Below are 25,672 nucleotides of genomic sequence, written 5' to 3'. Positions count from 1 at the left end.
CTCAGTCGCGCTTGGGGAATTCGATGAAAGTGGGCGTGTGGCCACGGGCCGTCAACCAGTCGGCCAGCGCATAGCCGGTGCCCGCCGGCCAGCATTTCACGTCGGCGGGCGCAAACAGCCGGTAGTCCACCAGTTCGGGGGACAGGCGAATCTCGCCGTGGCACACCGCGTGGTAGGCCACGATGATCTGGTTCATGCGCTGGAAATCGTACACACCGATCAGGTCCAGCGACTGCGTCGCCAGGTTGGTTTCTTCCGCAATTTCGCGGGCAATGCCTTCCTGTGGCGTCTCGCCTGCTTCCATGAAGCCGGTGATCAGCGCATAGACCTTGCCCGGCCAGGCCGCGTTGCGGGCCAACAGGATCTTGCCGTCGTACTCGATGACCGCGGCCAATACCGGCGTGGGGTTGTTCCAGTGGGTGAAGTCGCAGGCCGGGCAGCGCAAGCGCTCCTTGTCGCCGCCGTCCTCCGCACGGGTGATGCGCGCCAGCGGCGTGGCGCACTGGGGGCAATAGGTGAAGGCTTGCATCATGCCGGGAACACCCCCGTGGACAGGTAACGGTCACCCCGGTCGCACACAATGAAGACAACGGTGGCATTGGCTTCGCGCCGCGCGATTTCCTGGGCCACCCAGCATGCGCCGGCGGCCGAAATGCCGGCGAATATGCCCTCTTCGCGGGCCAGGCGGCGGCACATGTCCTCGGCATCGGACTGGCTCACGTACACCAGCTCGTCCACGTGGGACGGGTCGTAGATCTTGGGCATGTATTCCTGCGGCCATTTGCGGATGCCGGGAATGCGGGAACCTTCTGACGGCTGGGCACCCACGATGCGGATGGCCGGGTTCTTTTCCTTCAGAAACTTCGACACGCCGGTGATGGTGCCCGTGGTGCCCATGGCGCTGACGAAATGGGTGACCTTCCCCTGCGTGTCGGCCCAGATCTCGGGGCCTGTGGTTTCGTAATGGGCGCGGGGGTTGTCGGCGTTGGCAAACTGGTCCAGCACCCGCCCCTTGCCGTCACGCTGCATCTGTTCGGCCAGGTCACGCGCGTACTCCATGCCGCCGCTCTTGGGCGTGAGGATGAGCTCGGCGCCAAAGGCTTTCATGGTCTGGACGCGCTCGATGGACAGGTCTTCCGGCATGACAAGCACCATGCGGTAACCCTTGATGGCCGCGGCCATGGCCAGCGCGATGCCGGTGTTGCCCGAGGTGGCCTCGATCAGCGTGTCGCCAGGCCGAACCTCTCCGCGCTCCTGCGCACGCTGGATCATCGAGAGGGCCGGTCGGTCCTTGACGGAGCCAGCCGGGTTGTTGCCCTCGAGCTTGCCCAGCACCACGGTGTTGCGTGCCGCGTGTTCCTGGGCGCCAATGCGCTGCAGGGCTACCAGAGGAGTCTTCCCGATGGCGTCTTCAATCGTTGGGTATTTCATGCCCTTAAATGTGCCATAATTTGCGTCTTGGTTTTTAGCGTCGCCCGGGTGGTGGAATTGGTAGACGCAGCGGACTCAAAATCCGCCGCCGCAAGGCGTGCCGGTTCGATTCCGGCCCCGGGCACCACGGCATCCTGCTGTGGTTTTAGCTGGCATTGGGCACATTCGCTGTCAAAATGGCCTTTCTCTTCCTCTCGTTCTCTGCGCAGCGTGCGTCGTTGCCATGCGTTGCAGCAGGCGAAGGAAGCCAAGGAACAGGGCCATGCATTTCTTCCGACATCGGTTTTGGGGATTTTTCCTGTCACGCCGCGCGGGGCATTTTTTCCACCGCCGGGTCCTTTTTGAATCCCTTTCTGCCGAACACGCGGCCAGGGCGGTGCCGGACACGCTGGCCCGGCAGCTGACGCGCGATGCAACGGACGATCTGGCAACGGTGCTGGCGCGGCTTCACGCCTGCAACGAGGGCCTGAGCAACGCCGAAGTGGAGGCCATCCGTGCGCAAGCGGGACCCAACGAGGTGGAGCACGAAAGGCCGGCGCCCTGGTGGCTGCACCTGTGGCTCAGTTACAAGAATCCCTTCAACCTGCTGCTGTCCACCCTGGCCTTGGTGTCCTGGCTCACCCGGGACACCAAGGCGGCCGTGGTGATTGGCAGCATGGTGGCACTCTCGACGGTGCTGCGTTTTGTCCAGGAGTGGCGCTCCAGCCGGGCCGCCCAAAACCTGAAGGACCTGGTCAGCAACCATGCCAGCGTGATCCGGCGAGGCACCTCCAGCGCGCCCCTGCCACCGGAAGACATTCCGATCCGGCAACTGGTCCCGGGAGACATCGTGCTGCTGTCCGCCGGCGACATGATCCCGGCCGACGGCCGGATACTGACGGCAAAGGACCTGTTTGTCAGCCAGTCGGCCATGACTGGGGAATCCTTGCCGGTCGAGAAATTCCCCGTGGCATCGCCCCCGCAGGACGGACCGCTGGAAACGCGCAATCTGGTATTCATGGGCACCAATGTGGTGTCGGGCTCGGCCACGGCGCTCATTCTGGCCACGGGCAACCGGACCTACTTCGGCACGGTCGCGATCCGGGCAACGGCCAATGGCGAGGGTGTCACCGCCTTCCAGGCCGGGGTGAACCAGGTCAGCTGGCTGCTGATCCGTTTTGCAGCCGTCATGGTGCCGCTGGTCTTCCTGATCAACGGCTTCACCAAGGGCAACTGGCCGGAAGCCTTTCTGTTTGCGCTGTCCGTTGCCGTCGGATTGACACCGGAGATGCTGCCCATGATCGTGACCTCGACGCTGGCCAAGGGCGCCGTGCTGTTGTCGCGCAAGAAAGTCATCGTCAAGCGGCTGGATGCCATCCAGAACTTCGGCGCCATGAATGTGCTGTGCACGGACAAGACGGGCACCCTCACGCAGGACAAAATTGCCCTGGCGCGCCACACCGACGTGTTCGGGAACGAGTCGGACTTGGTGCTCGAATTCGCATACCTCAACAGCTTCTACCAGACCGGTCTGAAGAACCTGCTGGACCATGCCGTACTGGATCACACGGAGGTCCACGAAGCCCTGGAACTGACGCGCAACTACCAGAAGATCGACGAAATCCCCTTCGATTTCCAGCGCCGGCGCATGTCGGTGGTGGTGTCGGAACGCGAGCACCACCATGAGCTGATTTGCAAGGGCGCCGTCGAGGAGATCATGGCAGCCTGCACCCAGGTTCGCGACGGCCAGCGGGACGTCCCGCTGGACGGCCCCATGCTGGAGCGCGTGCTTCACGTCACACGGGAACTGAACGCACAAGGGCTGCGCGTGGTGGCCGTTGCTATGAAGGAGCTGCCACCGAGCCAGCTGGTGTACTCGGTCGCCGATGAGGCGGAACTGACCTTGATCGGGTACATCGCCTTCCTGGACCCGCCGAAGGAGTCCGCAGCCCCAGCGCTCAGGGCGCTCGCCGACAACGGTGTCACAGTCAAGGTACTGACCGGTGACAGCGAACTGGTGACGTCCGAGGTCTGCCGCCAAGTAGGTCTTGCCGTGGGAGGCGTCGTCATGGGCGCCCAGATTGACCGAATGGACGACAAGGCATTGGCCCTGGCGGTGGAGGCCAACACCATCTTTGCCAAGCTCTCACCCCTGAGCAAGGAACGCATTGTGCGCGCGCTGCGCAGCAACGGGGATGTCGTCGGCTTCATGGGCGACGGCATCAATGACGCGCCGGCCCTGCGGGCGGCCGACATCGGCATTTCAGTGGACACCGCGGTGGACATTGCCAAGGAAGCCGCCGACATCATCCTGCTGGAACGCAGTTTGATGGTGCTGGCCGAAGGGGTGCTTGAAGGGCGCAAGACCTTCAGCAACATGCTGAAGTACATCCGCATGACGGCCAGCTCCAATTTCGGCAACGTGTTCTCGGTGCTGGTCGCCAGCATTTTTCTGCCCTTCCTGCCCATGCTTCCCCTGCAACTGCTGGTACAGAACCTGCTATACGACGTGTCGCAGATCGCCATACCGTTTGACGCGGTCGACGCCGAGCAGCTGAAGGCGCCCTTGCAGTGGAATCCAGACGGCATCGGTCGATTTATGGTGTTCTTCGGGCCCATCAGCTCGCTGTTTGACATCACTACCTTTGTCGTGATGTGGCAGGTATTCAAAACCCAGTCCGTTGACCAGCAAGCCTTGTTCCAGTCCGGCTGGTTTGTGGTGGGTCTGCTCACGCAGACGCTGATCGTGCACATGATCCGCACGCCCAAAATTCCCGTTATCCAGAGCCGTGCTGCGTGGCCCCTGACGGCCATGACGCTGCTGGTCATGGCCCTGGGTATTTTCCTGCCGATGGGGCCACTGGCGGACGCCTTCAAGCTGCAGGCATTGCCACCGGCTTTTTTCCCGTGGTTGCTCGGTATCTTGCTATGCTATGCCTTACTGACAACACACATGAAGCGCTTCTACATTCGTCGATTTGGGTGGCAGTAAGGTGCCCAGTTCAGCCAGGAGATCTTCCACGTGATTCAGCGCCGCATCGTCCATTTTGGTTGTGCCCTCTCGCTGGCTTTGCTGCTGGGGGGCTGCTCGTCCATGCTGCCCAAGTCGCTGAGCGAATCCCCCACGTTCCAGAACTTTGATGACGCGCGCAAGGCCATCGAATCGCTGCAGCCCAAGAAAAGCAACCTGGCCACCCTCTCGGACATCGGCATTTCACCCGCCAAACAGCCCAACACCCTCATCCTCACCCATTCGGACATTGTGCGCAAAGTGGTGAATGGCAGTGTGCTCACCAAGGAAGACCTGGACCCCGGTATCGTGACCTGCCTCGATGCCCGCGATGCCTGCCGGGGTTGGGAGGTAAACGTGGCGCGCATCGCCAAGGCGCGCACGGGCAATTTCTGGGCCGATTTCCTCAACTTCAAACGGCGCACCGAAACCACCGGCTGGCGCTTCAACGCGCTGATCCTGATGGTCAACGACGTGGTGGTCTACCGGGCCTGGGGCGGTCAGCCCGTGGTCAACGAGGTAGACGTCAATACCAACCCGCTGGGTCCATTCCAGGACATGGGGCCGGCGGTTGTGACCAGCCGCTAACGGGCCGCCCCCGTTCAGCGGGCCTTCAACAGGCGGGCCAGCGTTTTCCCTGCGGCATCCACGAGAACCAGTTGGTCTTGCTCCAGACGGGCTGTGCGGGTTTGCTCTAGCGCCTGGAAAAAGCGGTCTTCCTGCCCCCCAGGCAAGGTCAGACACGGCTTGCCCAGGGCCCTCAAGGGTCCGATGCGCAGCCCCTGCGGGCCAGCCACCGCCCGGCCCGCAAATGCATTGCATCCGCCCGTTCCCGACACCTGCTCCGCTCCCGTCCAGCGCAGTTTGGGCTTGGGGGATACCACCTCGTCCACCCCGTCGACGGCGAACGCCACCCATTCCCCTGCCACCAACTCCGTCGACGTGACGGGAACTGCTGCAGGCACCGACTCCAGAGCCGCACAACCGCCCAGCACGGCCACCATAAGCAACGAACCAAGCACCGCGGGTCGCATTTTCAAAACCATGGGATTCTCCTGTGAGGCGCCGCACAAAGCGGACGCTGTGAAAGGCGATTATTCAAAAAAGAGCGCATCGGCCCAAGAAACACCGGCCGCATCCTTCGCCGACAGCACAGGTGCCTGCCCCAGATCCGGCCAGTCGATATTCAATGTCGGATCGTTCCAGGCAATACAACGCTCATGTTCCGGCGCGTAATAGTCGGTGGTCTTGTACAAGAAATCGGCGGATTCCGACAGCACCACGAAACCGTGCGCGCATCCCGGAGGGATCCAGAGCTGGGTCTTGTTGTCCTCGGACAGAACGGCGCACACCCATTGCCCAAACGAGGGGGAGGCGCGGCGCAAGTCGACGGCCACATCAAAAACCGTACCCGCCACCACCCGCACCAACTTGCCCTGGGGTTGCCGAATCTGGTAATGCAGGCCTCGCAACACCCCGCGGGCGGAGCGGGAATGGTTATCCTGCACAAAAGCCGCATGGACGCCGGTGGCCTGCGCAAAGTCGCGCTGATTGAAACTCTCAAAGAAAAAACCACGCGCATCGCCAAAGACCCGCGGTTCGATCAGCAGCACATCGGGAATGGCTGTCGGTGTCGCCTTCACAGCGTTCCTCCGTCCTTGAGCAAACCCTGCAAATACTGGCCGTAACCATTCTTCGCCAGCGGCTGGGCCAGCCGCGCGAGCTGCTCGTCGCCAATAAAGCCGCTGCGCCAGGCAATTTCCTCGATACAGGCAATTTTTAGGCCCTGGCGCCGCTCCAGCGTGGCAATGAACTGCCCGGCCTCCAGCAGGCTGTCATGGGTTCCCGTGTCCAGCCAGGCGTAGCCACGCTGCATGATCTGCACATTCAGCTGCCCCCTTTCCAGATAGGCCTGGTTCACCGCCGTGATTTCCAGCTCACCCCGCGCACTGGGCTTCACGTCCTTGGCGATATCAACCACCTGCCGGTCGTAAAAATACAGGCCAGTCACCGCGTAGCTGCTTTGGGGATGCGCCGGCTTTTCCTCGATGCTGCGGGCGCGGCCCTCAGCATCGAAAGCCACCACGCCATAGCGCTCGGGATCCTGCACGTGGTAGGCGAACACCGTCGCACCGTCTGGCTGCCGATCGGCCCTGCCCAGCAAGACCTGCAGGTCATGGCCATAGAAGATGTTGTCGCCCAGGATGAGGGCACTGTCATGGTTGCCGATGAACTGGTCGCCGATGATGAAGGCCTGCGCCAAGCCGTCCGGGCTAGGCTGCACCGCGTACTGCAGGTTCATGCCCCACTGGCTGCCGTCACCCAGCAACTGGGTGAAACGCGGCGTGTCCTGCGGTGTGCTGATGATGAGGATGTCGCGCATGCCGGCCAGCATCAGCGTGCTCAGCGGGTAGTAGATCATGGGCTTGTCGTACACCGGCAGCAGTTGCTTGCTCATGGCCAGCGTGGCCGGGTGCAACCGGGTGCCCGAGCCCCCGGCCAGGATGAGGCCCTTGCGGGACGATGCGGTGGTACTAGATGCGCCCATGGTCAATCTCGTTCAGCATGCGGGTGATGCCGGTCTGCCACGCGGGCAGCACCAGGCCAAAGGTGGTTTGCAGCTTGGTAGTGTCCAGCCGCGAGTTGTAAGGGCGTTTGGCCGGTGTGGGGAAGGCCGTCGTGGGCACCGGTTTGATTTCTGCCGCTACTCTTTTAATAGCTGGTTGCGCAGCATCCATGAGGTTTATCACGTATTTCGCATACTCGTACCAACTGGTGCAACCGCTGGCGACCAGGTGGTAGATGCCGGACAGGTCCGACGCCCGTGCCGCCACCGCCTGGCGAATGGCGTGCGCCGTCACATCGGCCACCAGTTCGGCACCCGTGGGCGCCCCCAGCTGATCGTCGATGACCTGCAGGGTTTCACGTGTCTGGGCCAGGCGCAGCATGGTCCTGGCAAAGTTGCTGCCGCGTGCCGCATAGACCCAACTGGTGCGAAAGATCAAGTGGCGCTGGCAGCGCTGCTGCACGGCTTGCTCGCCTTCGAGCTTGGTGCAGCCATAGACGCTCAAGGGACCGGTGGCATCGCCTTCTTTCCACGGCTGGGTACCGCTGCCGTTGAAGACGTAGTCGGTACTGTAGTGCACCAGCCAGGCGCCAAGGGCCTGGGCCTCGTCGGCCAGCACGCCGGGCGCCTCCGCGTTGAGGGTGCGCGCCAGGTCCGGCTCGCTCTCGGCCTGGTCCACCGCCGTGTGTGCGGCGGCGTTGACGATCACGTCCGGGCGGACCGTGCGCACGGTCTGCGCCAGGGCATCCAGCTGGGTGAGGTCACCACACAGGCCATGGGGATTGCCGGTGGCATCGCGACCCAACGCCACCAGCTCACCCAGCGGTGCCAGACTACGCTGCAGCTCCCAGCCCACCTGACCATCGCAACCCAAGAGCAGGATCTTCATGCCGCGACCGTGGCGCCGTATTGGGCGGCCATCCAGTCCCGGTAGGCGCCGCTTTGCACATTGGCCACCCAAACCTGGTTGGAGAGGTACCACTGCACCGTCTTGGCGATGCCGGTGTCAAACGACTCGGCCGGTTTCCAGCCCAGTTCGCGCTCGATCTTGCGGGCATCGATGGCGTAGCGGCGGTCGTGTCCCGGGCGATCGGTCACAAAGGCGATCTGGTCGGCATAGGACTTGCCGTCGACCCGCGACCGCAGGCCATCCAGCAAGCCACAGATAGTGCGCACGATGTCCAAGTTGGCCTTTTCGTTCCAGCCGCCCACGTTGTAGGTCTCGCCCGGCTTGCCGGCCTCCAAGACGCGGCGGATGGCGCTGCAATGGTCCTTGACATAGAGCCAGTCGCGGATCTGCTGTCCGTCACCGTACACCGGCAGGGTCTTGCCGGCCAGGGCGTTGACAATGACCAGGGGAATCAGCTTTTCCGGGAAGTGGTAGGGGCCGTAGTTGTTGGAGCAATTGGTCGTCAGAACCGGCAAACCATAGGTGTGGTGCCAGGCACGCACCAGGTGGTCGCTGGCGGCCTTGCTGGCGCTGTAAGGACTGTTTGGGGCGTAGGCATGGGACTCGGTGAATGCCGGATCGTTCTTGTCCAGGGACCCATAGACCTCGTCGGTGGATATATGCAGAAAGCGGAAGGCCGCTTTCGCAGACGCCGGCAAGGCAGCCCAGTAGGCACGCACGGATTCCAGCAACTGGTAGGTACCCACGATGTTGTTCTGCACAAATTCGCCGGGGCCGTGGATGGAACGGTCCACATGGGACTCGGCGGCGAAGTTCACCACGGCGCGCGGCTGGTACTTGGCCAGGAGTTCGGGCACCCGCTTGGCGTCGCCAATGTCGCCATGGATGAACACGTGGCGCGGATCACCCTTCAGGCTGGCCAGATTTTGCAGATTGCCGGCATAGCTGAGCTTGTCCAGATTGACCACGGTCTCATCCGACTGCGCGAGCCAGTCCAGCACATAGTTGGAGCCAATGAATCCGGCGCCGCCGGTGACAAGAATGGTCATGGGTTGAATATGCTGAAGATCAAAACGTGCGCTTATGCGCGGGCATCGCTCCAGCGCAGGGGACTATTGTCATCCCCCCGGTACACGGTCTCCCCGGTCCGATCCACGCAGTAATGGGGCGACACGATCATTTCGCTAAAGTTCATAGCCGCGCCGATGCGGGTGTACTCAAACAAAATGCTGCGCGTGACGGTAGCCCCGGCGCGGATATGGCTGCCGTGGCCAATCCAGGCCGGTCCAATGATGGTCGCGCCGGGTTCGACCTGCACGCTGGAGCCGATATACACCGGCCCCTCGATGGTGACACGCTCCCAATCAATGCGGGTGTTGAGCCCCACCCACACGCCCGGACGCACCTCACGCCCCGGCATGGACATCCGCGCCACGTCTCCGCGCAACACACGTTGCAGCACCGACCAGTAATCACTCACCCGGCCGATATCGATCCAGTTGAACACCCGGTTCTGCACAAAGAAAGGCCGTTGCTGTTCGACCAGCAACGGGAACAGCTGCGCGCCAATATCAAAGTTCTGCCCGCTGGGAACCAGTGTAAGCACCTCGGGCTCAAAAATGTAGATACCCGAGCTGGCCAAGGTTGACCGGGCCTGAGCGGGCGTGGGCTTCTCCTGAAAGGACTGCACCCGTCCTGCGGCATCCGCCACCACCACACCATAGTTGTGCACCTGCTCACGTGGCACCTCCAGTGCTACCACGCTGGCCACCGCTCCCTGGGCCCGGTGCTCCTGCAGGGCGGCGGTGATGTCGAGGTCAATCAGGGCATCACCACACAACACCAGCGTTGTTTCATCAAAAAAACCGCTGAAATCCTGGATGTGGCGCATGCCGCCGGCTGAACCCATGGGGCGCGGCACAATTTCACCGTGTTCCAGCACCCCTTCGTAGGAGTAACCGATTTCCACATCCCAGCGATGACCATCGCCAAAATACTCTTCGATTTTTCGGTGGTGGTAAGCCACATTGACCATGATCTGCGTCACTCCGTGGCGCGCCATGTGCTCGACGAGGTACTCCATGACCGGCTTGCCCAGGATGGGCACCATCGGTTTGGGCAAGTCCCGGGTCAGCGGACGCACCCGGGTGCCCTGCCCCGCAGCCAGAATCATGCCTTTGGTCATTGTCGTTGTCCCGGTGGATTGGTCTCGGCACAGGCGTGCCGCCAGGGCCAAAGTGTAGCGGCTAGTTTAAATCGCAGACAATAAGGACTGCCTTCCTTTCTCGCCTGCCCGCTTCCATGCAAACCCTTCCGACCGACACCCCCTCCCCCAACCAGACACCCCCGCTGTTTTGGTGGATTCTGGGCACCTCCGTGGCACTGGCATTGATTCCCACCATCTGGACGGCTCTGGACCTATACGCTGCGGGCATTTTTATCGGGCCATCAGCGCAACTGCAATCGGTGTCCTGGTGGTGGGTCGAACTCATCAACCTCTATATACCCACCGTGTTCCGCTATATCGTGCTGCTGGCCCTCGCTGGCTGGCTATACGCCACCTGGAGCCGCCGTGGCAAACCGTGGCGGCTGCCACTGGCTTTCGTCGTACTGGCAGTCACGCTGGGGCCAGGCATACTGGTCAACTCCGGCTTCAAGGAAAACTGGCAACGGGCTCGCCCCTACCAAGTCGAAGCCTTTGGCGGCACGCAGCAGTTCACACGCGCAGCGGTCATTTCCGACCAGTGCAACAACAACTGCTCCTTTGTCAGCGGGCACGTGGCCTGCGGTTTCTTTCTGGTGTCCCTGATGCTGGTGGATCGCAAACGCCAGCGCCTGTGGGCCATCAGCGGACTGGCCGCCGGGTGGATCATCGGATTCGCCCGCATGTCCGATGGCGCGCACTGGCTCAGCGATGTCCTGTGGGCCAGCCCGGTCACACTGGCATGCAGCTGGGTCGTCTGGAAAATCCTGTTGCGTCTGTCCAAGAACCCGCCCGGCAGCCCGGCTTAGCACGCGTCCTGCAGACCGGTACGCACCGTCGGGTGGCGCAAGCGCAATCCCAGTTCCCGTTTCATCCGGGTGTTGTCCATGCGACGCGATTCGTTCATGAAACTCAGCAACATCAGCGGAAGTTGTTCCGACGCACTGTCCCGGGCAATGCGGGGCGGCCGGGGCAGGCCATACAGGTCAGCAGCCAGATCAAAATAGTCCCCCATCTTCAAGCCGCTGTCGTCATTGATGTTGTAGACCCGTTGTGAAGCTCCCCGCCACAACGCCCGGCAGCAGGCACGCGCCAGATCATCGGCGTGGATGTGGTTGGTATACACATCGTCCTCGGCACGCAAAACAGGAACCGCCTTCAACAACCGGGCTCGGGGGGTTCCGCCCTCCCGATCCGCGGCATAGATGCCCGGGATGCGCAGAATGCTGGCGCGCACACCGGACGCCCGCCCCCAAAACCGCAACTGCGCCTCCGCATCCACCCGCCGGTGGGCCCGTGGCGTGTCTGCATGCACCGCCCGGGTTTCACGCACCCAGTCACCCCGGCAATCTCCGTACACGCCGCTGGTGGAGCCATAGACAACGCTGTCAGGTGCGCTTCGCCGCCGCAACGCCCGCACCAGAGCCCGGGAACGCGGGTCGGTCCACCCCTCTGACGGGGGTGGGGCAAGATGCAACACCCGAGTCGCCAGGCCAGCAAGGCGCTGCAAGGTAAGGCGTGCATCCAGATTCCCCACCAACGGCGTCACACCGGCGGCACGCAATTCAGCCACCCGTGCGGGCGTGGAGGTCGTTGCCAACACCCGCACCCGGCCCCGCATGTGCGCAGCCACCCGCAAACCCACATCGCCGCAGCCAACAATGAGTACACGTTCCCGCCGGAAACGGGCTGGCAGGGCACCAAGGGGGTTCTGGTTTGAAGGCAAAATCGCAGCTTCTTTCAAAAAATTCGAGTTCCAAGGATACCCACAAGATGACGGCAAGTACTGCAGGCACCCCACTTTTTTCCGTTGTGGTGCAACCCAGTGGGCGCACATTCAGCGTCCCGGCGGACGAAGCCATCTTGCCCGCGGGCATCCGCCAGGGCGTCGGCTTGCCCTATGGCTGCAAGGACGGCGCCTGTGGATCCTGCAAATGCCGCTTGCTCTCGGGCTCCGTGGTCCATGGCACGCACCAGAGCAAGGCTCTCAGCTCTGAAGAGGAGGCGGGCGGCCTGATTCTGACTTGCTGTGCACTGCCGCAATCCGATCTGGTGCTGGAGTCCCGCCAGGTCACCGAACTGGGAGCATTGCCGGTCAAGAAGATGCCCACCCGGGTCAGCAGCATGGTTCAGAAGTCGCCCGATGTCATGGTGCTGCAGCTGCAGCTGCCGGCCAACGAGAACTTCGCCTACCGCGCCGGACAGTACGTGGAATTCATCCTGCGCGATGGCACGCGGCGCAGCTATTCCATGGCCAACGCCCCCCATCTGGGACCGAACATTGAATTGCACATCCGCCACATGCCTGGCGGAAAATTCACGGACCACGTCTTTGGGGATATGAAGGAAAAGGAAATCTTGCGCATGGAAGGCCCGTTCGGCAGCTTCTTCCTGCGGGAAGACTCGGTCAAGCCCCTTGTCCTGCTGGCATCGGGAACCGGATTCGCCCCTCTGAAAGCCATGCTCGAGCACATGCAGCACCTGAAAATCGAACGCCCGACCACCCTGTACTGGGGTGCACGGCGACCGGCCGATCTGTACATGGATACCTGGGCGCGTGAACAGCTCCAGTCCATGCACAACCTGCGCTACGTGCCCGTGGTGTCGGACGCCACAGCCGAAGACCACTGGGCCGGTCGCACCGGTTTCGTACACCATGCGGTGCTGGAAGACTTTGCCGACCTGAGCGGCCATCAGGTGTACGCCTGCGGATCCCCCATCGTGGTGGCATCGGCACAGCGGGACTTCTGTGCCAAGGCCGGGCTGGCCCCCGATGATTTCTTTGCCGACGCTTTCACTTCAGAAGCGGACAAGACCCCAGCCTGAGCACGGCAGGCTTCGCATGCAAGAAGGCCCGGCATGCCGGGCCTTCGGGTTCGCGGACGCCAGCTGGCTTACCGGGTGGCGTGCGCACGATCCCGTTTGCCATCGTGGTTCATGTCACGCTGCCGGTCATGCTTTTGCTGGTAAATCGCCTTGCTTTCCTTGTTCTCCATCCGCACCAGGTGCTTGCGCTCCTGGGGTGTCACTGTGCCATCGGCCTTGGCCCGGGCTTCGGCATTCTGGATGCGCGCCTCGCCCATCTTCAAACGGCGTTCCTCCCGTCGTGTCAGCTGTCCCGATTCCGCACCTTGCTCAATCCGCTTGTTCTGGTTGGCTTCGCGCTGATCGATCCGGGGCGTTGCCAGGGGATCCTTGGGCGCGGGCGCCGCCGTTTGTGCAAATACCGTACCGCCGGCCGCCAAAACCAAAGTCATCAACGCAGTCTGAATTTTCATAGTACTTCCTGTCGAGTAGGGCATGGAAAATCTCCATGTGCCTGTAACGGCTCCCCCACCTCCCCGGATCGACATACCAATGGCAAACAGATGTAAACAGTTGTGACGCCGGAACGTGCCAAGGCGGATGTCATGCAGGCTGTTTGCTGCCCTTCCAATCACTGAGCACCACGGCGAAGACCACCAGGGCGCCCCCCACAGCGGCCTGCAGCGTCAACACCTCCGCCAGCCACAACCAGGAAAACAGCGCCGCAAAGACCGGCTCCATCGCATACACCAGCGCCGCCTTGTTTGCAGAAACATGGCGCTGCGCCAACGCCTGCAAAAACAGCATTCCCGCCGTCGCCACAATGCCCAGGTACGCCAGCCCTGCCAGGCGCGGGCCGTCAACCCGCGCCACCAGGGTGGACAGCTTGTCGGTTCCCTGGGCATCAAACACCATCCACAAGCTGCCCAACAAGGCCATCCAGACGATCTGCGTGGCCGCCAGTTGCCGGGTCACATGGCGCGAAGACCACTGCGACAGGAAAATCACATACAGGGCATAGGCCAGCGCGCCAAATACAGTTGCCGCATCGGCCACCAGGTCAGCGCCGCCCTCCCAGGACATCAAGCCAATGCCGCCGCAGGCCAGGACAGCGCAGCCCAGAACGAGTAGGGACGGCCTGGCGCCAAAGGCGATGCCCAGCAGAGGCACCATCAATACATTGAGACTGGTCAGGAACGCACTGCGGTTGGACGAAATGAACTCCAGCCCGAACGCCTGTGCCACATAGGACACCAGCACCAGGGCGCCCAACAGAGCGCCATCCGCCCAGGTGCGCCGGGGTGCCCGCCACGCCAGCGGTGCCATGCACAGCGCCGCAATCAGGAAGCGCAGGGCCGAAACCTCCACGCCACTCAAATGGGCCGTCGCCAGCTTGAGGACCGGAAATGTGGCCCCCCACACCAGGGTGACAAACAGAAGAACAAGAACGTGAAAATTCACAAAGACCAATCCGCCGCCGCACGGCACGGGCGCTGTGCGCCCCCGCCTTATTCGCCCAGGTAAGCGGCCCGAACCCGCGGATCGTTGAGCATCTGGGTGGCATCGCCGGACATGGTGACGATGCCCGACTCCATGACATATCCCCGGTCCGCGATGGACAGGGCCCGGCTGGCGTTCTGCTCCACCAGCAGCACCGTCACGCCCTGGGCATACACGTCACGCACCACTTCGAATATCTTGTCCACCATGATGGGCGACAACCCCATCGACGGCTCGTCCAGCAACAGCACCTTGGGCCGGCTCATCAGCGCGCGCCCCATGGCCAGCATCTGCTGCTCACCACCCGACATGGTGCCTGCCAGCTGGTCACGCCGCTCCTTGAGGCGGGGGAAGATGGAAAACATCTTGTCGATGTCGGCATCAATGCCGTCCTTGTCCGCGCGGATGTAGGCACCCATCTGCAGGTTTTCCAGGATGGTCATGCGGGTGAATACGCCACGACCCTCGGGCACCATGGCCAGGCCCTGCTTGACCAGATCCCAGGGACCCTGCCCGCGTATGCTCTTGCCCAGGTACTCGATGTCACCGGCGTTGATGGGCAGTGTTCCCGTAATGGCTTTCATGGTGGTGGTCTTGCCCGCCCCGTTGGAGCCGATCAGGGACACCAGTTCGCCTTCATGCACTTCAAAATCCACACCCTTGACCGCCTGGATTCCTCCGTAGGAAACCTTCAGTCCGGTTACTTTGAGCAAAGTGTTTGTATTCATGTGTTTCCTCGCGGAACAGGGCTGCGGCCCTGCCCCAACTGATTCAGGTTAGTGGCCGCTGGTACCCAGGTAGGCTTCAATCACTTTTTCGTTCTTCTGCACTTCGGCCGGCGTGCCTTCGGCAATCTGCTTGCCGTAGTCCAGCACGGTAACCCGATCGCACAAGCCCATGACCAGCTTGACATCGTGCTCAATGAGCAAAATGGTGCGGTTGTCCTTGCGGATGCGGTCAATCAATTCGCGCAGCATGACCTTCTCGGTCGCATTCATGCCCGCCGCCGGTTCGTCCAGTGCAATCAACTGGGGATCGGTTGCCAACGCCCGGGCGATTTCCAGGCGCCGCTGGTCGCCATAGCTCAAGGTCCGGGCCTTGTAGGGCGCGAACTTGCCAATGCCCACATAGTCCAGCAACTCCTGCGCACGCTGGGCGATGGCCTTTTCTTCGGCCTTAAAACTCGCGGTTCGGAAAATGGCACCCAACAAACCCGAATGGGTGCGAATGTGCCGCCCCACCATCACGTTCTCCAGCGCCGTCATCTCGGAAAACAGACGGATGTTCTGGAAGGTGCGCGCAATGCCGGCCTTGGCCACCGCGTGCACCGCCGTAGGTTCGTAGGGCTTTTCCGCCAGCTCAAACGTGCCGCTGTCGGGTGTGTACAGCCCGGTGAGCACATTGAAAAAGGTGGTCTTTCCGGCGCCGTTGGGTCCAATCAGGCCATACACCTGGCCCCGCTGGATCTTGATGCCCACATCGCTCAGGGCCTGCAGGCCACCGAATCGCTTGGAAACGCCGGAGACGTTCAGTACAGTTTCAGTCATGTTGATTCCACTCGGTTGAGGGCCCGCGCACAGGTTCTGAAACCGGCTGCGCGCCCTGCACAGTTCAGGTTTTAGCGTTCGCCAGGGATTTGCCGTGCTCCGGCGAAGGCCACAGACCGCGCGGACGCAGCAGCATGATGCTGATCATGGCCAGCGCAATCAACAGCTGCCGCAGGATGGCCGAGTCCAGCCGCCCTCCTGTCATCGCCTGCAAAGGACCCGCCACATAGCGCAGCACCTCCGGCAAGGCCGACAGCAGCACAGCACCCAGAATGACGCCCGGCAGATAACCGACACCGCCCAGCACCACCATGGCGACGATCATGACCGACTCCATCAGACTGAACGATTCTGGCGAAATAAAACCCTGGAACGCGGCGAACATCGCGCCGGATACGCCGCCAAAAGTGGCACCCATGCCGAAGGCCAGCAACTTCAGGTTGCGGGTGTTGATGCCCATGGCCTTGGCAGCAATCTCGTCTTCACGAATTGCCATCCAGGCACGTCCCACCCGCGAGAGCTCCAACCGGTGGCAGATCACGACACTGACCACCACCAGCACCAGAAACAGGTAGTAGTACAACGAAACCGACATCAGATCGAAACCGCCGATGGAAACTTTCTTGCCCAGGTCCAGGCCAAAAAAGTGCAGGGAATCAATCTGGCTCACCCCTTTGGGGCCGTTGGTGATGTTGACGGGGTAATCCAGATTATTGAGAAACACCCGGATGATCTCGCCAAACCCCAGCGTCACGATCGCCAGGTAATCCCCCCGCAAACGCAGGGTCGGCGCACCCAGCAGGATGCCAAACACCCCGGCCAGACCGGCCGCCAACGGCAATACGACCCATAGAGGCGTGTGCATCCCCTGAGGGAACATGGCTGCAATAACCGGAAAGGTATCCGTCAGGTGCGGCGACCCCAGCAGACCGAACATGTAGGCCCCGATGGCAAAGAACGCCACGTAGCCCAGGTCCAGCAGACCGGCATACCCCACCACGATGTTCAGTCCCAGCGACAGCAGGACGTAGAGCAACGCCATGTCCGCAATGCGCACCCAGGCGTTGCCAAAACTCTGCAGCGCCAGGGGCAATACCAGCAGCCCCACGGCGGCCAGCAGGAAGACGACGATTTTTTGTTGCTTCATGAATAGGTGCTCCTCAGGCGCGATCAGCCACGCGTTCACCCAGCAGACCGGAGGGGCGCAGTGTCAACACAACGATCAAGACAATGAACGCAAAAATATCGGAATAGTGGCTGCCCAGCACGCCACCAGTCAGGGCGCCGATGTAGCCGGCACCGATGGATTCGATCAGGCCCAGCAGGATTGCCCCTACCACGGCGCCACCCAGGTTGCCGATGCCACCGAACACGGCCGCCGTAAAGGCCTTCAAGCCAGGCAGGAATCCCATGGCATGTTGGACCGTTCCGTAATTGGAGGCGTACATCACGCCGGCAATGGCGGCCAGGACGGCACCAATAATGAACGTGGCCGAAATCACCATGTCCGGCTTGACCCCCATCAGGCCGGCCACACGGGGGTTCTCGGCGGTAGCGCGCATGGCACGCCCCAGTTTGGTGTAATTCACCAGCCACATCAGCACCGCCAGCGACACCGCGGTGAATCCCAAAATCATGATCTGGGTGGGCGTAATGACTGCCCCGGCAATATCAATCGGCGTGTTGGGCAGCAGCGTAGGGTACGACTTGTAGTTGGGTTTCCAGATGATCATGGCCAGCGTCTGCAACAGGATCGACATGCCGATGGCCGTGATCAGGGGTGCAAGCTTGGGGCTGTTGCGCAAGGGGCGGTAAGCCACTTTCTCGATCACGAAGTTGAGCGATGCGGCGACCACGCAGGCAATGACCAGCGCAATGATCAAAATCACAAAACCGGGCGTGCCGGGCATTGAATCCTGCATCAATCCGATGATGGTCCAGCTCGTCAGGGCCCCGACCATCATGACTTCGCCATGGGCGAAATTGATCAGGTTGATGATGCCGTACACCATGGTGTAGCCCAGTGCTATGAGCGCATACATGCTGCCCAACACCAGACCATTGATGATCTGCTGCAACAAAATATCCATAAAACTTCTCCGATTTTTGGCCGGCGCATAAGTCAGCAATGGGGGAACCCGCAATTGATTGACGAGCGGTGCGGCCTTATGAGCTGTACCTGTTCTTAAGCAAAAAGCCCGCCAAGTTTGGTGTGCGGCAGGCAAGTGGGTGGGATTGTAACGAGGGCACGGCTATAAATACGTGCTGATTCTGCGGGGTTTACCCTTGCGTCAACCCGCATTCCACCGGAGTCAAGGAAGCTGCTTTTTTTGGTTCTGCGCCTTGAGCGCGCGCATCTTTTCTGCTATGCGAATTTCCAGCCCCCGCTCCACCGGGCGGTAGAAGTCTGGCTCCGGCAAGCCATCGGGCACATAGCGCTCCCCCGCCGCAAAAGCATCGGGCTCGTCGTGGGCGTAACGGTAGTCCTTGCCGTAATCGAGCTGCTTCATCAAGCGCGTCGGCGCGTTGCGCAAATGCAGGGGTACGGGTCGGGACCCGTCTTTCTTCACCAACGCCCGTGCTTCATTGAACGCCTTGTAAACGGCATTCGATTTGGGTGCGACTGCGAGGTACACCACGCACTCGGCCAGCGTCAACTCACCTTCAGGGCTGCCCAGGCGCTCGTACACCTCGGCAGCATCCAGCGCCAACCGCAGCGCCCGGGGATCCGCCAAACCGATGTCTTCGCTGGCCATGCGAATCAGCCGCCGCGCCAGATAGCGCGGATCGGCCCCGCCATCGAGCATGCGCACCAGCCAGTAGAGCGCGGCGTTGGGGTCAGAACCGCGCACCGACTTGTGCAGCGCACTGATGGTGTCGTAGAACTGCTCGCCACCCTTGTCGTAACGGCGCAAGCGCTCCCCCAGCACCTTAAGCAGCCACACATCAGTGACCTGCTCCAGTCGCTCCTGCCGGGCTGCCACCGCCAGGGTTTCCAGCGTATTCAGGAGTCTGCGCGCATCACCGTCGGCATAGGCTACCAAACGGTCAACCGCTATGCTTTCAATAGCTGGTAACGCAGCATCCGCCTGGGCTCTGGCCACAATCAGCTTCAAATCCTCCGTACCCAATGGCTGCAGCACGTACACAGCGGCACGGGACAGCAGCGCCGAATTGACCTCAAACGAAGGGTTTTCGGTGGTCGCGCCAATAAAGGTGAACAGGCCACTTTCCACGTGCGCCAAAAAGGCGTCCTGCTGGCTCTTGTTGAAACGGTGTACCTCGTCCACAAACACGATGGTGCGACGTCCCTGCCCCAGTGCAACCTGCGCCTGCTCCACCGCCTCGCGGATGTCCTTGACGCCACCCAGCACCGCACTGATACTGATGAACTGCGCATCGAACGCATCGGCCATGAGCCGCGCAATGGTGGTCTTGCCCACGCCGGGCGGCCCCCACAGAATGCAGCTGTGCGGCTGCCCCGACTCGAATGCGATGCGCAGCGGCATGCCGTCGCCCAGCAGGTGTTGCTGACCTATCACCTCGCTCAAATGCCGGGGGCGCAGGCGTTCGGCCAGGGGCTGATGGGAAGGAGAAGCAGCGGCAGACACAGGAAGACTGAATAATGCGGAACCCGCAGTGTAAACGCGCCCGAAAGTGCGCATGCAGCGTGGTGCCCTCGCCCTGAGTACACAACAAGACACGATCCGGAGACACCCCCATGCCAACTCCCTTGATGATGGATTCCATCACCGCTGCCGTGGACCACGTGCTGGACACCACGCCAGGCGACATCGTGCTGGGCATTCCCCTGGGGGTGGGCAAACCCAACCCGTTCGTGAATGCGCTTTACCACCGCATCAAGGCCAACCCGGCGCGCAAGCTGAAGATCATTACCGCGCTGTCGCTCGAAAAGCCGGTCGGCAAGAGCGATCTGGAGCGGAACTTTCTGGCTCCCCTGGTGGAGCGGGTATTTGCCGATTACCCGGACCTGGAGTACGTGAAGGACCTGCGGGGCCCCGGCCTGCCCCCCAACATCGAAGTCTGCGAAGTGTTCATGAAGACCGGTGACTACCTGGGCAATACCGTGGCGCAGCAGAGCTACATGTCCACCAACTACACCCACATCGCACGGGACATGGCATTGCAAGGCATGAATGTCATCGCCCAGGCAGTGGGCGCCAGACAGGACGCACGCGGCCTACGCCTGAGCCTCTCCAGCAACCCGGACGTCGTGCTCGAAGTCATGGACAAATTCCGCGCCTCGCACCACAAGATCACGGCCGTCGGCGTCATCAACCAGCACATGCCGTTCATGCCCAACACGGCCGATGTAGCACCCGATTTTTTCGATCTGGTCGTCACCGATCCGGCGGGAACCCACACGATTTTTGCACCCCCCAACAACAAGGTCAGCCTGCCCGACTACGCCATTGGCCTGCACGCCTCCAGCCTGGTCGCCGACGGCGGCACGCTCCAGATCGGAATCGGTTCCCTGGGCGATGCCATTGCCCAGGCACTGATCGTGCGTGACCGGCACAGCACCGAGTACCGGAGCATTCTGGAATCCCTGTGTGCCGACGGCGTTGCCGACCGTAACCTGGGACGCTTCAACCAGGGGCTGTATGGCTGCTCGGAAATGTTTGTCAACGGCTTTCTCAAGCTCATCGAGGCCGGCATCATCCGCCGCGAGGTGTTCGGCGATGTCACGCTGCAACAGCTGCTGAACCAGGGCACCATCGCGGATGAGACCGTCACCCCGCAAACCTTGCGCGCCCTGCTGGACGCCGGCCGTGTGCGCACACCCGTGGCCGAGGACGACCTGGCCTTTCTGCAGCGCTTTGGCGTCCTGCACCCCGAAGTGCGACTCGACGGGGAACAACTCGTGCTGGGCACGCAGCGCTGCAGTGCCGACCTCCTGCAGGAAGAGGCCTTTGACAGCGTGTGCCAACACATGCTGGGCTCCCGCCTGCTGGGCGGCATTTTCATGACCGGGGGGTTTTTCCTGGGGCCACGCGACTTCTACGAACGCCTGCGCAGCATGCCGGCGCAGGAGCTGGCCAAAATCGACATGACGCGCATCGACTTCATCAACCAGCTGTACGGCCAGGAAGAACTCAAGCGCGCCCAGCGTCGCAACGCCCGCTTCATGAACACCACCATGATCGTCACGCTGCTGGGCGCAGCGGCCAGTGACGCACTGGAATCCGGCCAGGTGGTCAGCGGCGTGGGCGGCCAGTACAACTTTGTCGCCATGGCCCACGCGCTGCCCGATGCGCGACTGGTCATGATGCTGCGCGCCACACACGACAACAAGGACGGGCTGAGAAGCAGCATCGTCTGGAATTACGGCCACGTCACCATCCCGCGCCATCTGCGGGACATTGTCATTACCGAGTATGGGGTGGCGGAATTGCGTGGCCAGCCGGACGGTGAGGTCATCAAGCGCCTGGTTGCCGTGGCCGATTCACGCTTCCAGGACGAACTGGTCCGGCAAGCCAAGGCACACGGCAAGCTGGACGCACATTACGAGGTACCCGAGCGCTACCGCCACAACCTGCCCCAGGTGCTGGAGCAAAAACTGCACCCCTGGGGCGCTGCGGGCTTGCTGCCGGGCTTTCCCTTCGGCACCGATCTCACCGCCGACGAACTCAACATCGTGCGGGCCCTCAAGAAACTCAAGCACGCCAGCGAGCACCCCACCGAACTGCTGGCCCTGGCCGTCAAGAGCTTTTGGGAAGACAAGGCCCTGCCCCAGACCTATCTGGAGCGCCTGGGTCTGGCGGATGCCCACAGCTTCAAGGACACCATACTGCGCCGCCTGCTCGCGGGCAATATGTGATCCCGCGGCGACGGCCTGCGAAATCAGGTCTGCACCGCCCCCGTGTGGGCTTTTTGCACCAGCAGTTTGCGCGCCAGGATTTCCAGCTTGCCAAAATCCACCGGCTTCTGGAAAACAGCAATTCCCGGTGGCAATCCGCCGCGATCCTTGATGGACTCCTTGCTCAACGCCGTCACCACGACCAGATTGAGCTCCTCATAGCCGGAGTCTTTCTTCTTGAGAGAGCGCACCATCTGGAAACCATCCATCCCCGGCATATTGAGATCGGTGATCACCATGTCGGGCTGCACCTTGCCGATGCGGATGAGCCCATCAAAGCCGTTGTTGGCGGTTACCAGTTCAACCGGAAAATCCCAGCCCTCAACCACCATCGAAAACAGGAGCCGCAGGTTGGCATCGTCTTCCACCAGCAACAATCGCAGGGCGTTGGCCGGCATGGGCGACTCACTGGTAGCGGGGGGGGCCGGCGCCAGCACCTTGGCGCGCTCTTGCATCAACTTCTCAACCGCGCTGCGGGCAATGCGCCGGTGGCCTCCGGCCGTGCGCCAGGCCGGCAGCACCCCGGACTCCACCCACAACTGAATGGTGCGCACGGCAACGCCCAGCGTCTCTCCCGCTTCGCGGGTGGTCATCAGTTCATCATTGGCAGAAATTTTGCGCATACAGCCTCAATACGCTTTTGATTATTCCGCACTTTCTGAATTTATCAATAAGCTGGATGGCTGGGGACAGGTTGACCGGCATGCGAGCGCTGGCAAGGTGCACCATCTGTAGAACGCAATGCAAAAAGCCTTGCAGGTCAATGACCTGCAAGGCTTCAGCATTTTGGCGGAGTGGACGGGACTCGAACCCGCGACCCCCGGCGTGACAGGCCGGTATTCTAACCAACTGAACTACCACTCCTGGTAGCGACAACGTTTGCTCTTGCGAGCCAAGTGCAATTCCTTGCGGACTTGCTGTTGCCAACTTGCGCTTCGATCATCTTGCGATGAATCTTGGCGACCCCACGGGGATTCGAACCCCGGTACTCACCGTGAAAGGGTGATGTCCTAGGCCTCTAGACGATGGGGTCAAAACCTTGGACTAATCCGTTCTCGAGAAATTTTTGGTGGAGGTAAGCGGGATCGAACCGCTGACCTCTTGCATGCCATGCAAGCGCTCTCCCAGCTGAGCTATACCCCCAAAACCGGAGAATGTTTTATCTAACATTCTCAATTCCCGAGCCTCAAATTATAGCGTAGAAATTCAGGTTGCGGCCAATCTTGTGATTACTTTTTCTTTTCCGCACAATTCCAGCACCGCATCCAGCGATGGCGTCTGGGCCGTGCCCACCACCAACACACGCACCGGCATGGCCAACTGCGGCATCTTCAAGCCCGTGGCAGTCAGCACTTCCTTGATCGCCGCCGCAATGCTGGCCTTGTCCCAGGCACACGTTACCAGTTTGTCCGCCAGCATTTGCAGAGCGGGTTTCACCGCTTCAGTCACATGCTGGGCCTTCTCGGCGGCATCGGGCACTACATCACCGTAGAACTTGGCGGCCCAGGCAGCCAGCGCCACCGTGGTGTCGCACCGATCCTTGAACAGGGCGCAGACCTTGGATAGGTGGCCCTCGACCAGCGCGGCGTCGAGCACCATGTTCTGTTTCGCCAGCTGCTGCGCCACCAGGACCGCCAGCCGCTGGTTGTCGGCCTGCTTCATGTACTGCGCGTTGACCCACAGCAGCTTCACCGGGTCCCACTGGGCCGGGCTCTTGTTGAGGTGGGTGCCGTCAAACCACGACACCAGTTGCTCGCGGGTGAACAGCTCTTCATCACCATGGCTCCACCCCAGGCGCGCCAGGTAGTTGAGCATGGCCTCGGGCAGGTAGCCGCCGTCTTCGTACGCCGTCACGCTGACCGCGCCGCGGCGCTTGGACAGCTTCTGTCCGTCGTCTCCCAGGATCACCGGGCAGTGCCCGAACAGCGGCAGGGGTGCACCCAGCGCGTTGAAGATGTTGATCTGCCACGGCGTGTTGTTGATGTGCTCATCACCCCGGAACACGTGGGTGATCTGCATGTCCCAGTCGTCCACCACCACGGCAAAGTTATAGGTGGGAATGCCGTCGGTGCGCACGATGATGAGGTCGTCAATCTCGCGGTTGCTGATGGTGATGGGGCCTTTGACCAGATCGTTCCAGCTCACCTCGCCGTCCGCCGGGTTGCAGAAACGCACCACCGGCTGCACGCCCTGTGGAACCGGCGGCAGGGTTTTGCCGGGAGCCGGGCGCCAGCGGCCGTCGTACAGCGTCTTCTCGCCCTTCGCGCGCTTGGCTTCCCGGGTGGCTTCCAACTCTTCGGGGGTGCTGTAGCAGTAATAGGCCTTGCCTTCGGCAATCAGGCGGTCGACCACTTCCTTGTAGCGCTCCAAGCGCTGCATCTGGTAGATGGGGCCTTCGTCATAGTCCAGCCCCAGCCAGCGCATGGATTCCAGAATCTGGTCGACCGAATTCTGCGTGGAGCGTGCCACGTCGGTGTCTTCGATGCGCAGCACGAACGTGCCGCCAAAGTGACGGGCATAGGCCCACGAATACAGGGCGGTGCGGGCCGTGCCCAGGTGCAGAAAACCGGTGGGAGACGGCGCGATGCGGGTGCGAATTTTTTGGGTCATTACAGGGTGTCCAGGCCACGTGCGAGGTCGGCCTTCAAGTCTTCAATATGCTCCAGGCCCACGGCCAGGCGGATCAACCCCTGGCCAATGCCCGCTGCCTGGCGCTGCACTTCCGTGAGGCGTCCATGCGACGTGCTGGCCGGATGGCTGATGGTGGTCTTGGTGTCGCCCAGGTTGGTGGTGATGGAGCAGACGCGCACGGCGTCAATGGCGGCAAAGGCGTTGCGGCGCAGCGCCTCAGGATCTGCCCCCCGCACATCGAACGACACCACGGCCGCTCCCAACCCCCGGCCGCTGGCCGACTGCTGGCGCATGGCCAGCGCGTGCTGCGGGTGGCTGGGCAGACCGGGGTAGTACACATTCTTCACCTGCGGATGGGCTTGCAGCCATTGGGCCACGGCCAGCGCGCGCTCCGACTGCGCCTGCATGCGAATGCCCAGGGTTTCCATACCCTTGAGTACCACCCAGGCGTTGAAGGGCGACAGCACCATGCCCGCGGTGCGGGTCACTGGCAGAAACAGTTCGTCCACGTGGCGCTGGTCGCAGCAGATGGCACCGGCCATCACACGCCCCTGACCGTCCAGGTATTTGGTGCCCGAGTGGATGATGAAGTCGGCGCCGAAGCGCTTGGGTTGCTGCAGGGCCGGGCTGCAAAAGCAGTTGTCCACGGCCAGCAAGGCGCCGGCGTTGTGGGCCAGATCGGCCAGGGCCTGGATGTCGCAGATGTCCGTCAGCGGGTTGGTGGGGGTTTCGGCGAACAGCAGCTTGGTGTTAGGGCGGATCGCCTCCTTCCACTGCTGCACATCGGTTTGCGACACGAAGCTGGTGGAAATGCCCCACTTGGAAAACTCACCGGCAAACAGCCGGATGGTGGAACCAAAGACAGACTGCGAACACACCACGTGGTCGCCATTTCGCAGCAACCCCATGCCCAGCAACAAAATGGCCGCCATGCCGCTGGAGGTGGCAATGGCCGCCTCCGTGCCTTCCAGCGCTGCCAGTCGCAGCTCCATGCTGGATACCGTCGGATTGCCCACACGGGTGTAGGTGTAGCCGTCTTCCTCCATGGCAAAGCGGCGCGCGGCGGTGGCCGCATCGGGCTGGACAAAACTGGAGGTCAGGTACAGCGCCTCCGAGTTTTCGCCGTACTGGCTTTTCTCCAGAGCCATGCGCACCGCCAGCGTGTCCGGATGCAGGTTGTCAGGCAAGGTTTTCTCGATCATGGGCATT

24 protein-coding genes and 4 tRNA genes are annotated in these 25,672 nt (G+C 61.9%); 6 read left to right on the top strand and 22 right to left on the bottom strand.

Going from position 1 to position 25,672, the window contains the following annotated elements:
• Position 1 precedes the first annotated feature (1 nt).
• Complete coding sequence (locus AC1Q5W_RS09510; protein ID WP_492645382.1) at positions 2–532, bottom strand: NUDIX domain-containing protein; 531 nt, start codon at positions 530–532, stop codon at positions 2–4.
• Entirely contained in the window at positions 529–1,431 is a 903-nt protein-coding gene (gene cysM / locus AC1Q5W_RS09505) for a cysteine synthase CysM (RefSeq protein ID WP_492645381.1), read from the bottom strand. Before cysM ends, AC1Q5W_RS09510 begins: the two co-directional genes overlap by 4 nt.
• Before the next feature lie 42 nt (positions 1,432–1,473).
• Here cysM and AC1Q5W_RS09500 point away from each other — a divergent pair.
• The 3 genes from AC1Q5W_RS09500 (at position 1,474) to AC1Q5W_RS09490 (ending at position 5,008) form a co-directional block, all read left to right on the top strand.
• Positions 1,474–1,558 (top strand) — tRNA-Leu (locus AC1Q5W_RS09500).
• A 135-nt stretch (positions 1,559–1,693) separates the two neighbouring features.
• On the top strand, positions 1,694–4,402 hold the full coding sequence (gene mgtA, locus AC1Q5W_RS09495; RefSeq protein WP_492645380.1) for a magnesium-translocating P-type ATPase: 2,709 nt from the start codon (positions 1,694–1,696) through the stop codon (positions 4,400–4,402).
• 30 nt (positions 4,403–4,432) lie between these two features.
• Complete coding sequence (locus tag AC1Q5W_RS09490; protein WP_492645379.1) at positions 4,433–5,008, top strand: hypothetical protein; 576 nt, start codon at positions 4,433–4,435, stop codon at positions 5,006–5,008.
• A 14-nt stretch (positions 5,009–5,022) separates the two neighbouring features.
• Here AC1Q5W_RS09490 and AC1Q5W_RS09485 read toward each other — a convergent pair whose 3' ends face one another.
• Genes AC1Q5W_RS09485 through AC1Q5W_RS09460 form a run of 6 tightly spaced genes read right to left on the bottom strand, consistent with a single transcriptional unit; the run spans position 5,023 to position 10,081 of the window.
• The gene (locus AC1Q5W_RS09485) at positions 5,023–5,466 is read right to left on the bottom strand and encodes an META domain-containing protein (RefSeq protein WP_492645378.1); all 444 of its coding nucleotides are present in this window, start codon (positions 5,464–5,466) and stop codon (positions 5,023–5,025) included.
• A 48-nt stretch (positions 5,467–5,514) separates the two neighbouring features.
• The gene (rfbC, locus tag AC1Q5W_RS09480) at positions 5,515–6,063 is read right to left on the bottom strand and encodes a dTDP-4-dehydrorhamnose 3,5-epimerase (RefSeq protein WP_492645377.1); all 549 of its coding nucleotides are present in this window, start codon (positions 6,061–6,063) and stop codon (positions 5,515–5,517) included.
• The gene (gene rfbA, locus AC1Q5W_RS09475; protein WP_492645376.1) at positions 6,060–6,968 is read right to left on the bottom strand and encodes a glucose-1-phosphate thymidylyltransferase RfbA; all 909 of its coding nucleotides are present in this window, start codon (positions 6,966–6,968) and stop codon (positions 6,060–6,062) included. The genes rfbC and rfbA overlap by 4 nt, the downstream gene beginning before the upstream one ends.
• Positions 6,955–7,875 carry a dTDP-4-dehydrorhamnose reductase gene (rfbD, locus tag AC1Q5W_RS09470; protein WP_492645375.1) on the bottom strand — a complete coding sequence of 307 codons (921 nt, stop codon included), beginning with the start codon at positions 7,873–7,875 and terminating at the stop codon, positions 6,955–6,957. Before rfbD ends, rfbA begins: the two co-directional genes overlap by 14 nt.
• Positions 7,872–8,945, bottom strand: coding sequence for a dTDP-glucose 4,6-dehydratase (gene rfbB, locus AC1Q5W_RS09465; RefSeq protein WP_492645374.1), 1,074 nt, complete (start codon positions 8,943–8,945; stop codon positions 7,872–7,874). Before rfbB ends, rfbD begins: the two co-directional genes overlap by 4 nt.
• Positions 8,946–8,977: 32 nt before the next feature.
• Complete coding sequence (locus AC1Q5W_RS09460; protein ID WP_492645373.1) at positions 8,978–10,081, bottom strand: nucleotidyltransferase family protein; 1,104 nt, start codon at positions 10,079–10,081, stop codon at positions 8,978–8,980.
• A 116-nt stretch (positions 10,082–10,197) separates the two neighbouring features.
• Between AC1Q5W_RS09460 and AC1Q5W_RS09455 the strand changes: the two genes are divergently transcribed.
• Complete coding sequence (locus AC1Q5W_RS09455) at positions 10,198–10,908, top strand: phosphatase PAP2 family protein (RefSeq protein WP_492645372.1); 711 nt, start codon at positions 10,198–10,200, stop codon at positions 10,906–10,908.
• Here the strand turns inward: AC1Q5W_RS09455 and AC1Q5W_RS09450 are convergent.
• Complete coding sequence (locus AC1Q5W_RS09450) at positions 10,905–11,825, bottom strand: NAD-dependent epimerase/dehydratase family protein (RefSeq protein WP_492645371.1); 921 nt, start codon at positions 11,823–11,825, stop codon at positions 10,905–10,907. The genes AC1Q5W_RS09455 and AC1Q5W_RS09450 overlap by 4 nt on opposite strands.
• Positions 11,826–11,872: 47 nt before the next feature.
• Here AC1Q5W_RS09450 and AC1Q5W_RS09445 point away from each other — a divergent pair, with 47 nt between their 5' ends.
• Positions 11,873–12,925 (top strand): CDP-6-deoxy-delta-3,4-glucoseen reductase, encoded by a 1,053-nt coding sequence (locus AC1Q5W_RS09445; protein ID WP_492645370.1) that lies wholly within the window; start codon positions 11,873–11,875, stop codon positions 12,923–12,925.
• A 68-nt stretch (positions 12,926–12,993) separates the two neighbouring features.
• On the opposite strand, the gene AC1Q5W_RS09440 is transcribed toward AC1Q5W_RS09445, so the two are convergent.
• The 7 genes from AC1Q5W_RS09440 to AC1Q5W_RS09410 form a co-directional block, all read right to left on the bottom strand.
• Positions 12,994–13,377 carry a hypothetical protein gene (locus AC1Q5W_RS09440; RefSeq protein ID WP_492645369.1) on the bottom strand — a complete coding sequence of 128 codons (384 nt, stop codon included), beginning with the start codon at positions 13,375–13,377 and terminating at the stop codon, positions 12,994–12,996.
• A 130-nt stretch (positions 13,378–13,507) separates the two neighbouring features.
• A complete protein-coding gene (locus tag AC1Q5W_RS09435; protein WP_492645368.1) occupies positions 13,508–14,365 on the bottom strand; it encodes a DMT family transporter in 858 nt (285 codons plus the stop codon).
• 47 nt (positions 14,366–14,412) lie between these two features.
• Positions 14,413–15,132, bottom strand: coding sequence for an ABC transporter ATP-binding protein (locus AC1Q5W_RS09430; protein WP_492645367.1), 720 nt, complete (start codon positions 15,130–15,132; stop codon positions 14,413–14,415).
• 48 nt (positions 15,133–15,180) lie between these two features.
• Positions 15,181–15,951 carry an ABC transporter ATP-binding protein gene (locus AC1Q5W_RS09425; protein WP_492645366.1) on the bottom strand — a complete coding sequence of 257 codons (771 nt, stop codon included), beginning with the start codon at positions 15,949–15,951 and terminating at the stop codon, positions 15,181–15,183.
• A 64-nt stretch (positions 15,952–16,015) separates the two neighbouring features.
• Entirely contained in the window at positions 16,016–17,098 is a 1,083-nt protein-coding gene (locus AC1Q5W_RS09420; protein WP_492645365.1) for an ABC transporter permease subunit, read from the bottom strand.
• Between the two features lie 13 nt (positions 17,099–17,111).
• Positions 17,112–18,041: a branched-chain amino acid ABC transporter permease gene (locus tag AC1Q5W_RS09415; protein WP_492645364.1), complete on the bottom strand. Its 930-nt coding sequence runs from the start codon at positions 18,039–18,041 to the stop codon at positions 17,112–17,114.
• Positions 18,042–18,263: 222 nt separating this feature from the next.
• On the bottom strand, positions 18,264–19,562 hold the full coding sequence (locus AC1Q5W_RS09410) for a replication-associated recombination protein A (RefSeq protein ID WP_492645363.1): 1,299 nt from the start codon (positions 19,560–19,562) through the stop codon (positions 18,264–18,266).
• A 110-nt stretch (positions 19,563–19,672) separates the two neighbouring features.
• Between AC1Q5W_RS09410 and AC1Q5W_RS09405 the strand changes: the two genes are divergently transcribed.
• Complete coding sequence (locus AC1Q5W_RS09405; protein WP_492645362.1) at positions 19,673–21,793, top strand: acetyl-CoA hydrolase/transferase C-terminal domain-containing protein; 2,121 nt, start codon at positions 19,673–19,675, stop codon at positions 21,791–21,793.
• A 23-nt stretch (positions 21,794–21,816) separates the two neighbouring features.
• Here the strand turns inward: AC1Q5W_RS09405 and AC1Q5W_RS09400 are convergent, their stop codons facing one another.
• From AC1Q5W_RS09400 to AC1Q5W_RS09375, 6 genes are all read right to left on the bottom strand, one after another.
• Positions 21,817–22,455, bottom strand: coding sequence for a response regulator (locus tag AC1Q5W_RS09400; RefSeq protein WP_492645361.1), 639 nt, complete (start codon positions 22,453–22,455; stop codon positions 21,817–21,819).
• A gap of 164 nt (positions 22,456–22,619) precedes the next feature.
• Positions 22,620–22,696: transfer RNA gene (locus tag AC1Q5W_RS09395), tRNA-Asp, on the bottom strand.
• A gap of 93 nt (positions 22,697–22,789) precedes the next feature.
• Positions 22,790–22,865, bottom strand: a tRNA-Glu gene (locus tag AC1Q5W_RS09390).
• A 34-nt stretch (positions 22,866–22,899) separates the two neighbouring features.
• Positions 22,900–22,975 (bottom strand) — tRNA-Ala (locus AC1Q5W_RS09385).
• 63 nt (positions 22,976–23,038) lie between these two features.
• The gene (gene gltX / locus AC1Q5W_RS09380; RefSeq protein ID WP_492645360.1) at positions 23,039–24,442 is read right to left on the bottom strand and encodes a glutamate--tRNA ligase; all 1,404 of its coding nucleotides are present in this window, start codon (positions 24,440–24,442) and stop codon (positions 23,039–23,041) included.
• On the bottom strand, positions 24,442–25,665 hold the full coding sequence (locus tag AC1Q5W_RS09375; RefSeq protein WP_492645359.1) for an O-succinylhomoserine sulfhydrylase: 1,224 nt from the start codon (positions 25,663–25,665) through the stop codon (positions 24,442–24,444). Before AC1Q5W_RS09375 ends, gltX begins: the two co-directional genes overlap by 1 nt.
• Positions 25,666–25,672 lie beyond the last annotated feature (7 nt).

The organism is Rhodoferax sp. MLSD5-FHT05B10 (assembly GCF_058793415.1).
This window is presented reverse-complemented; position numbering and strand designations above follow the sequence as displayed.

What these genes read in the sequence shown, in the direction of transcription:
- AC1Q5W_RS09510 (WP_492645382.1), bottom strand. Translation starts at nt 532, where the DNA reads ATGATGCAAGCCTTCACCTATTGCCCCCAGTGCGCCACGCCGCTGGCG.
- cysM (WP_492645381.1), bottom strand. Translation starts at nt 1,431, where the DNA reads ATGAAATACCCAACGATTGAAGACGCCATCGGGAAGACTCCTCTGGTA.
- mgtA (WP_492645380.1), top strand. Translation starts at nt 1,694, where the DNA reads ATGCATTTCTTCCGACATCGGTTTTGGGGATTTTTCCTGTCACGCCGC.
- AC1Q5W_RS09485 (WP_492645378.1), bottom strand. Translation starts at nt 5,466, where the DNA reads ATGGTTTTGAAAATGCGACCCGCGGTGCTTGGTTCGTTGCTTATGGTG.
- rfbA (WP_492645376.1), bottom strand. Translation starts at nt 6,968, where the DNA reads ATGGGCGCATCTAGTACCACCGCATCGTCCCGCAAGGGCCTCATCCTG.
- rfbD (WP_492645375.1), bottom strand. Translation starts at nt 7,875, where the DNA reads ATGAAGATCCTGCTCTTGGGTTGCGATGGTCAGGTGGGCTGGGAGCTG.
- rfbB (WP_492645374.1), bottom strand. Translation starts at nt 8,945, where the DNA reads ATGACCATTCTTGTCACCGGCGGCGCCGGATTCATTGGCTCCAACTAT.
- AC1Q5W_RS09460 (WP_492645373.1), bottom strand. Translation starts at nt 10,081, where the DNA reads ATGACCAAAGGCATGATTCTGGCTGCGGGGCAGGGCACCCGGGTGCGT.
- AC1Q5W_RS09455 (WP_492645372.1), top strand. Translation starts at nt 10,198, where the DNA reads ATGCAAACCCTTCCGACCGACACCCCCTCCCCCAACCAGACACCCCCG.
- AC1Q5W_RS09445 (WP_492645370.1), top strand. Translation starts at nt 11,873, where the DNA reads ATGACGGCAAGTACTGCAGGCACCCCACTTTTTTCCGTTGTGGTGCAA.
- AC1Q5W_RS09440 (WP_492645369.1), bottom strand. Translation starts at nt 13,377, where the DNA reads ATGAAAATTCAGACTGCGTTGATGACTTTGGTTTTGGCGGCCGGCGGT.
- AC1Q5W_RS09430 (WP_492645367.1), bottom strand. Translation starts at nt 15,132, where the DNA reads ATGAATACAAACACTTTGCTCAAAGTAACCGGACTGAAGGTTTCCTAC.
- AC1Q5W_RS09425 (WP_492645366.1), bottom strand. Translation starts at nt 15,951, where the DNA reads ATGACTGAAACTGTACTGAACGTCTCCGGCGTTTCCAAGCGATTCGGT.
- AC1Q5W_RS09420 (WP_492645365.1), bottom strand. Translation starts at nt 17,098, where the DNA reads ATGAAGCAACAAAAAATCGTCGTCTTCCTGCTGGCCGCCGTGGGGCTG.
- AC1Q5W_RS09415 (WP_492645364.1), bottom strand. Translation starts at nt 18,041, where the DNA reads ATGGATATTTTGTTGCAGCAGATCATCAATGGTCTGGTGTTGGGCAGC.
- AC1Q5W_RS09405 (WP_492645362.1), top strand. Translation starts at nt 19,673, where the DNA reads ATGCCAACTCCCTTGATGATGGATTCCATCACCGCTGCCGTGGACCAC.
- AC1Q5W_RS09400 (WP_492645361.1), bottom strand. Translation starts at nt 22,455, where the DNA reads ATGCGCAAAATTTCTGCCAATGATGAACTGATGACCACCCGCGAAGCG.
- gltX (WP_492645360.1), bottom strand. Translation starts at nt 24,442, where the DNA reads ATGACCCAAAAAATTCGCACCCGCATCGCGCCGTCTCCCACCGGTTTT.
- AC1Q5W_RS09375 (WP_492645359.1), bottom strand. Translation starts at nt 25,665, where the DNA reads ATGATCGAGAAAACCTTGCCTGACAACCTGCATCCGGACACGCTGGCG.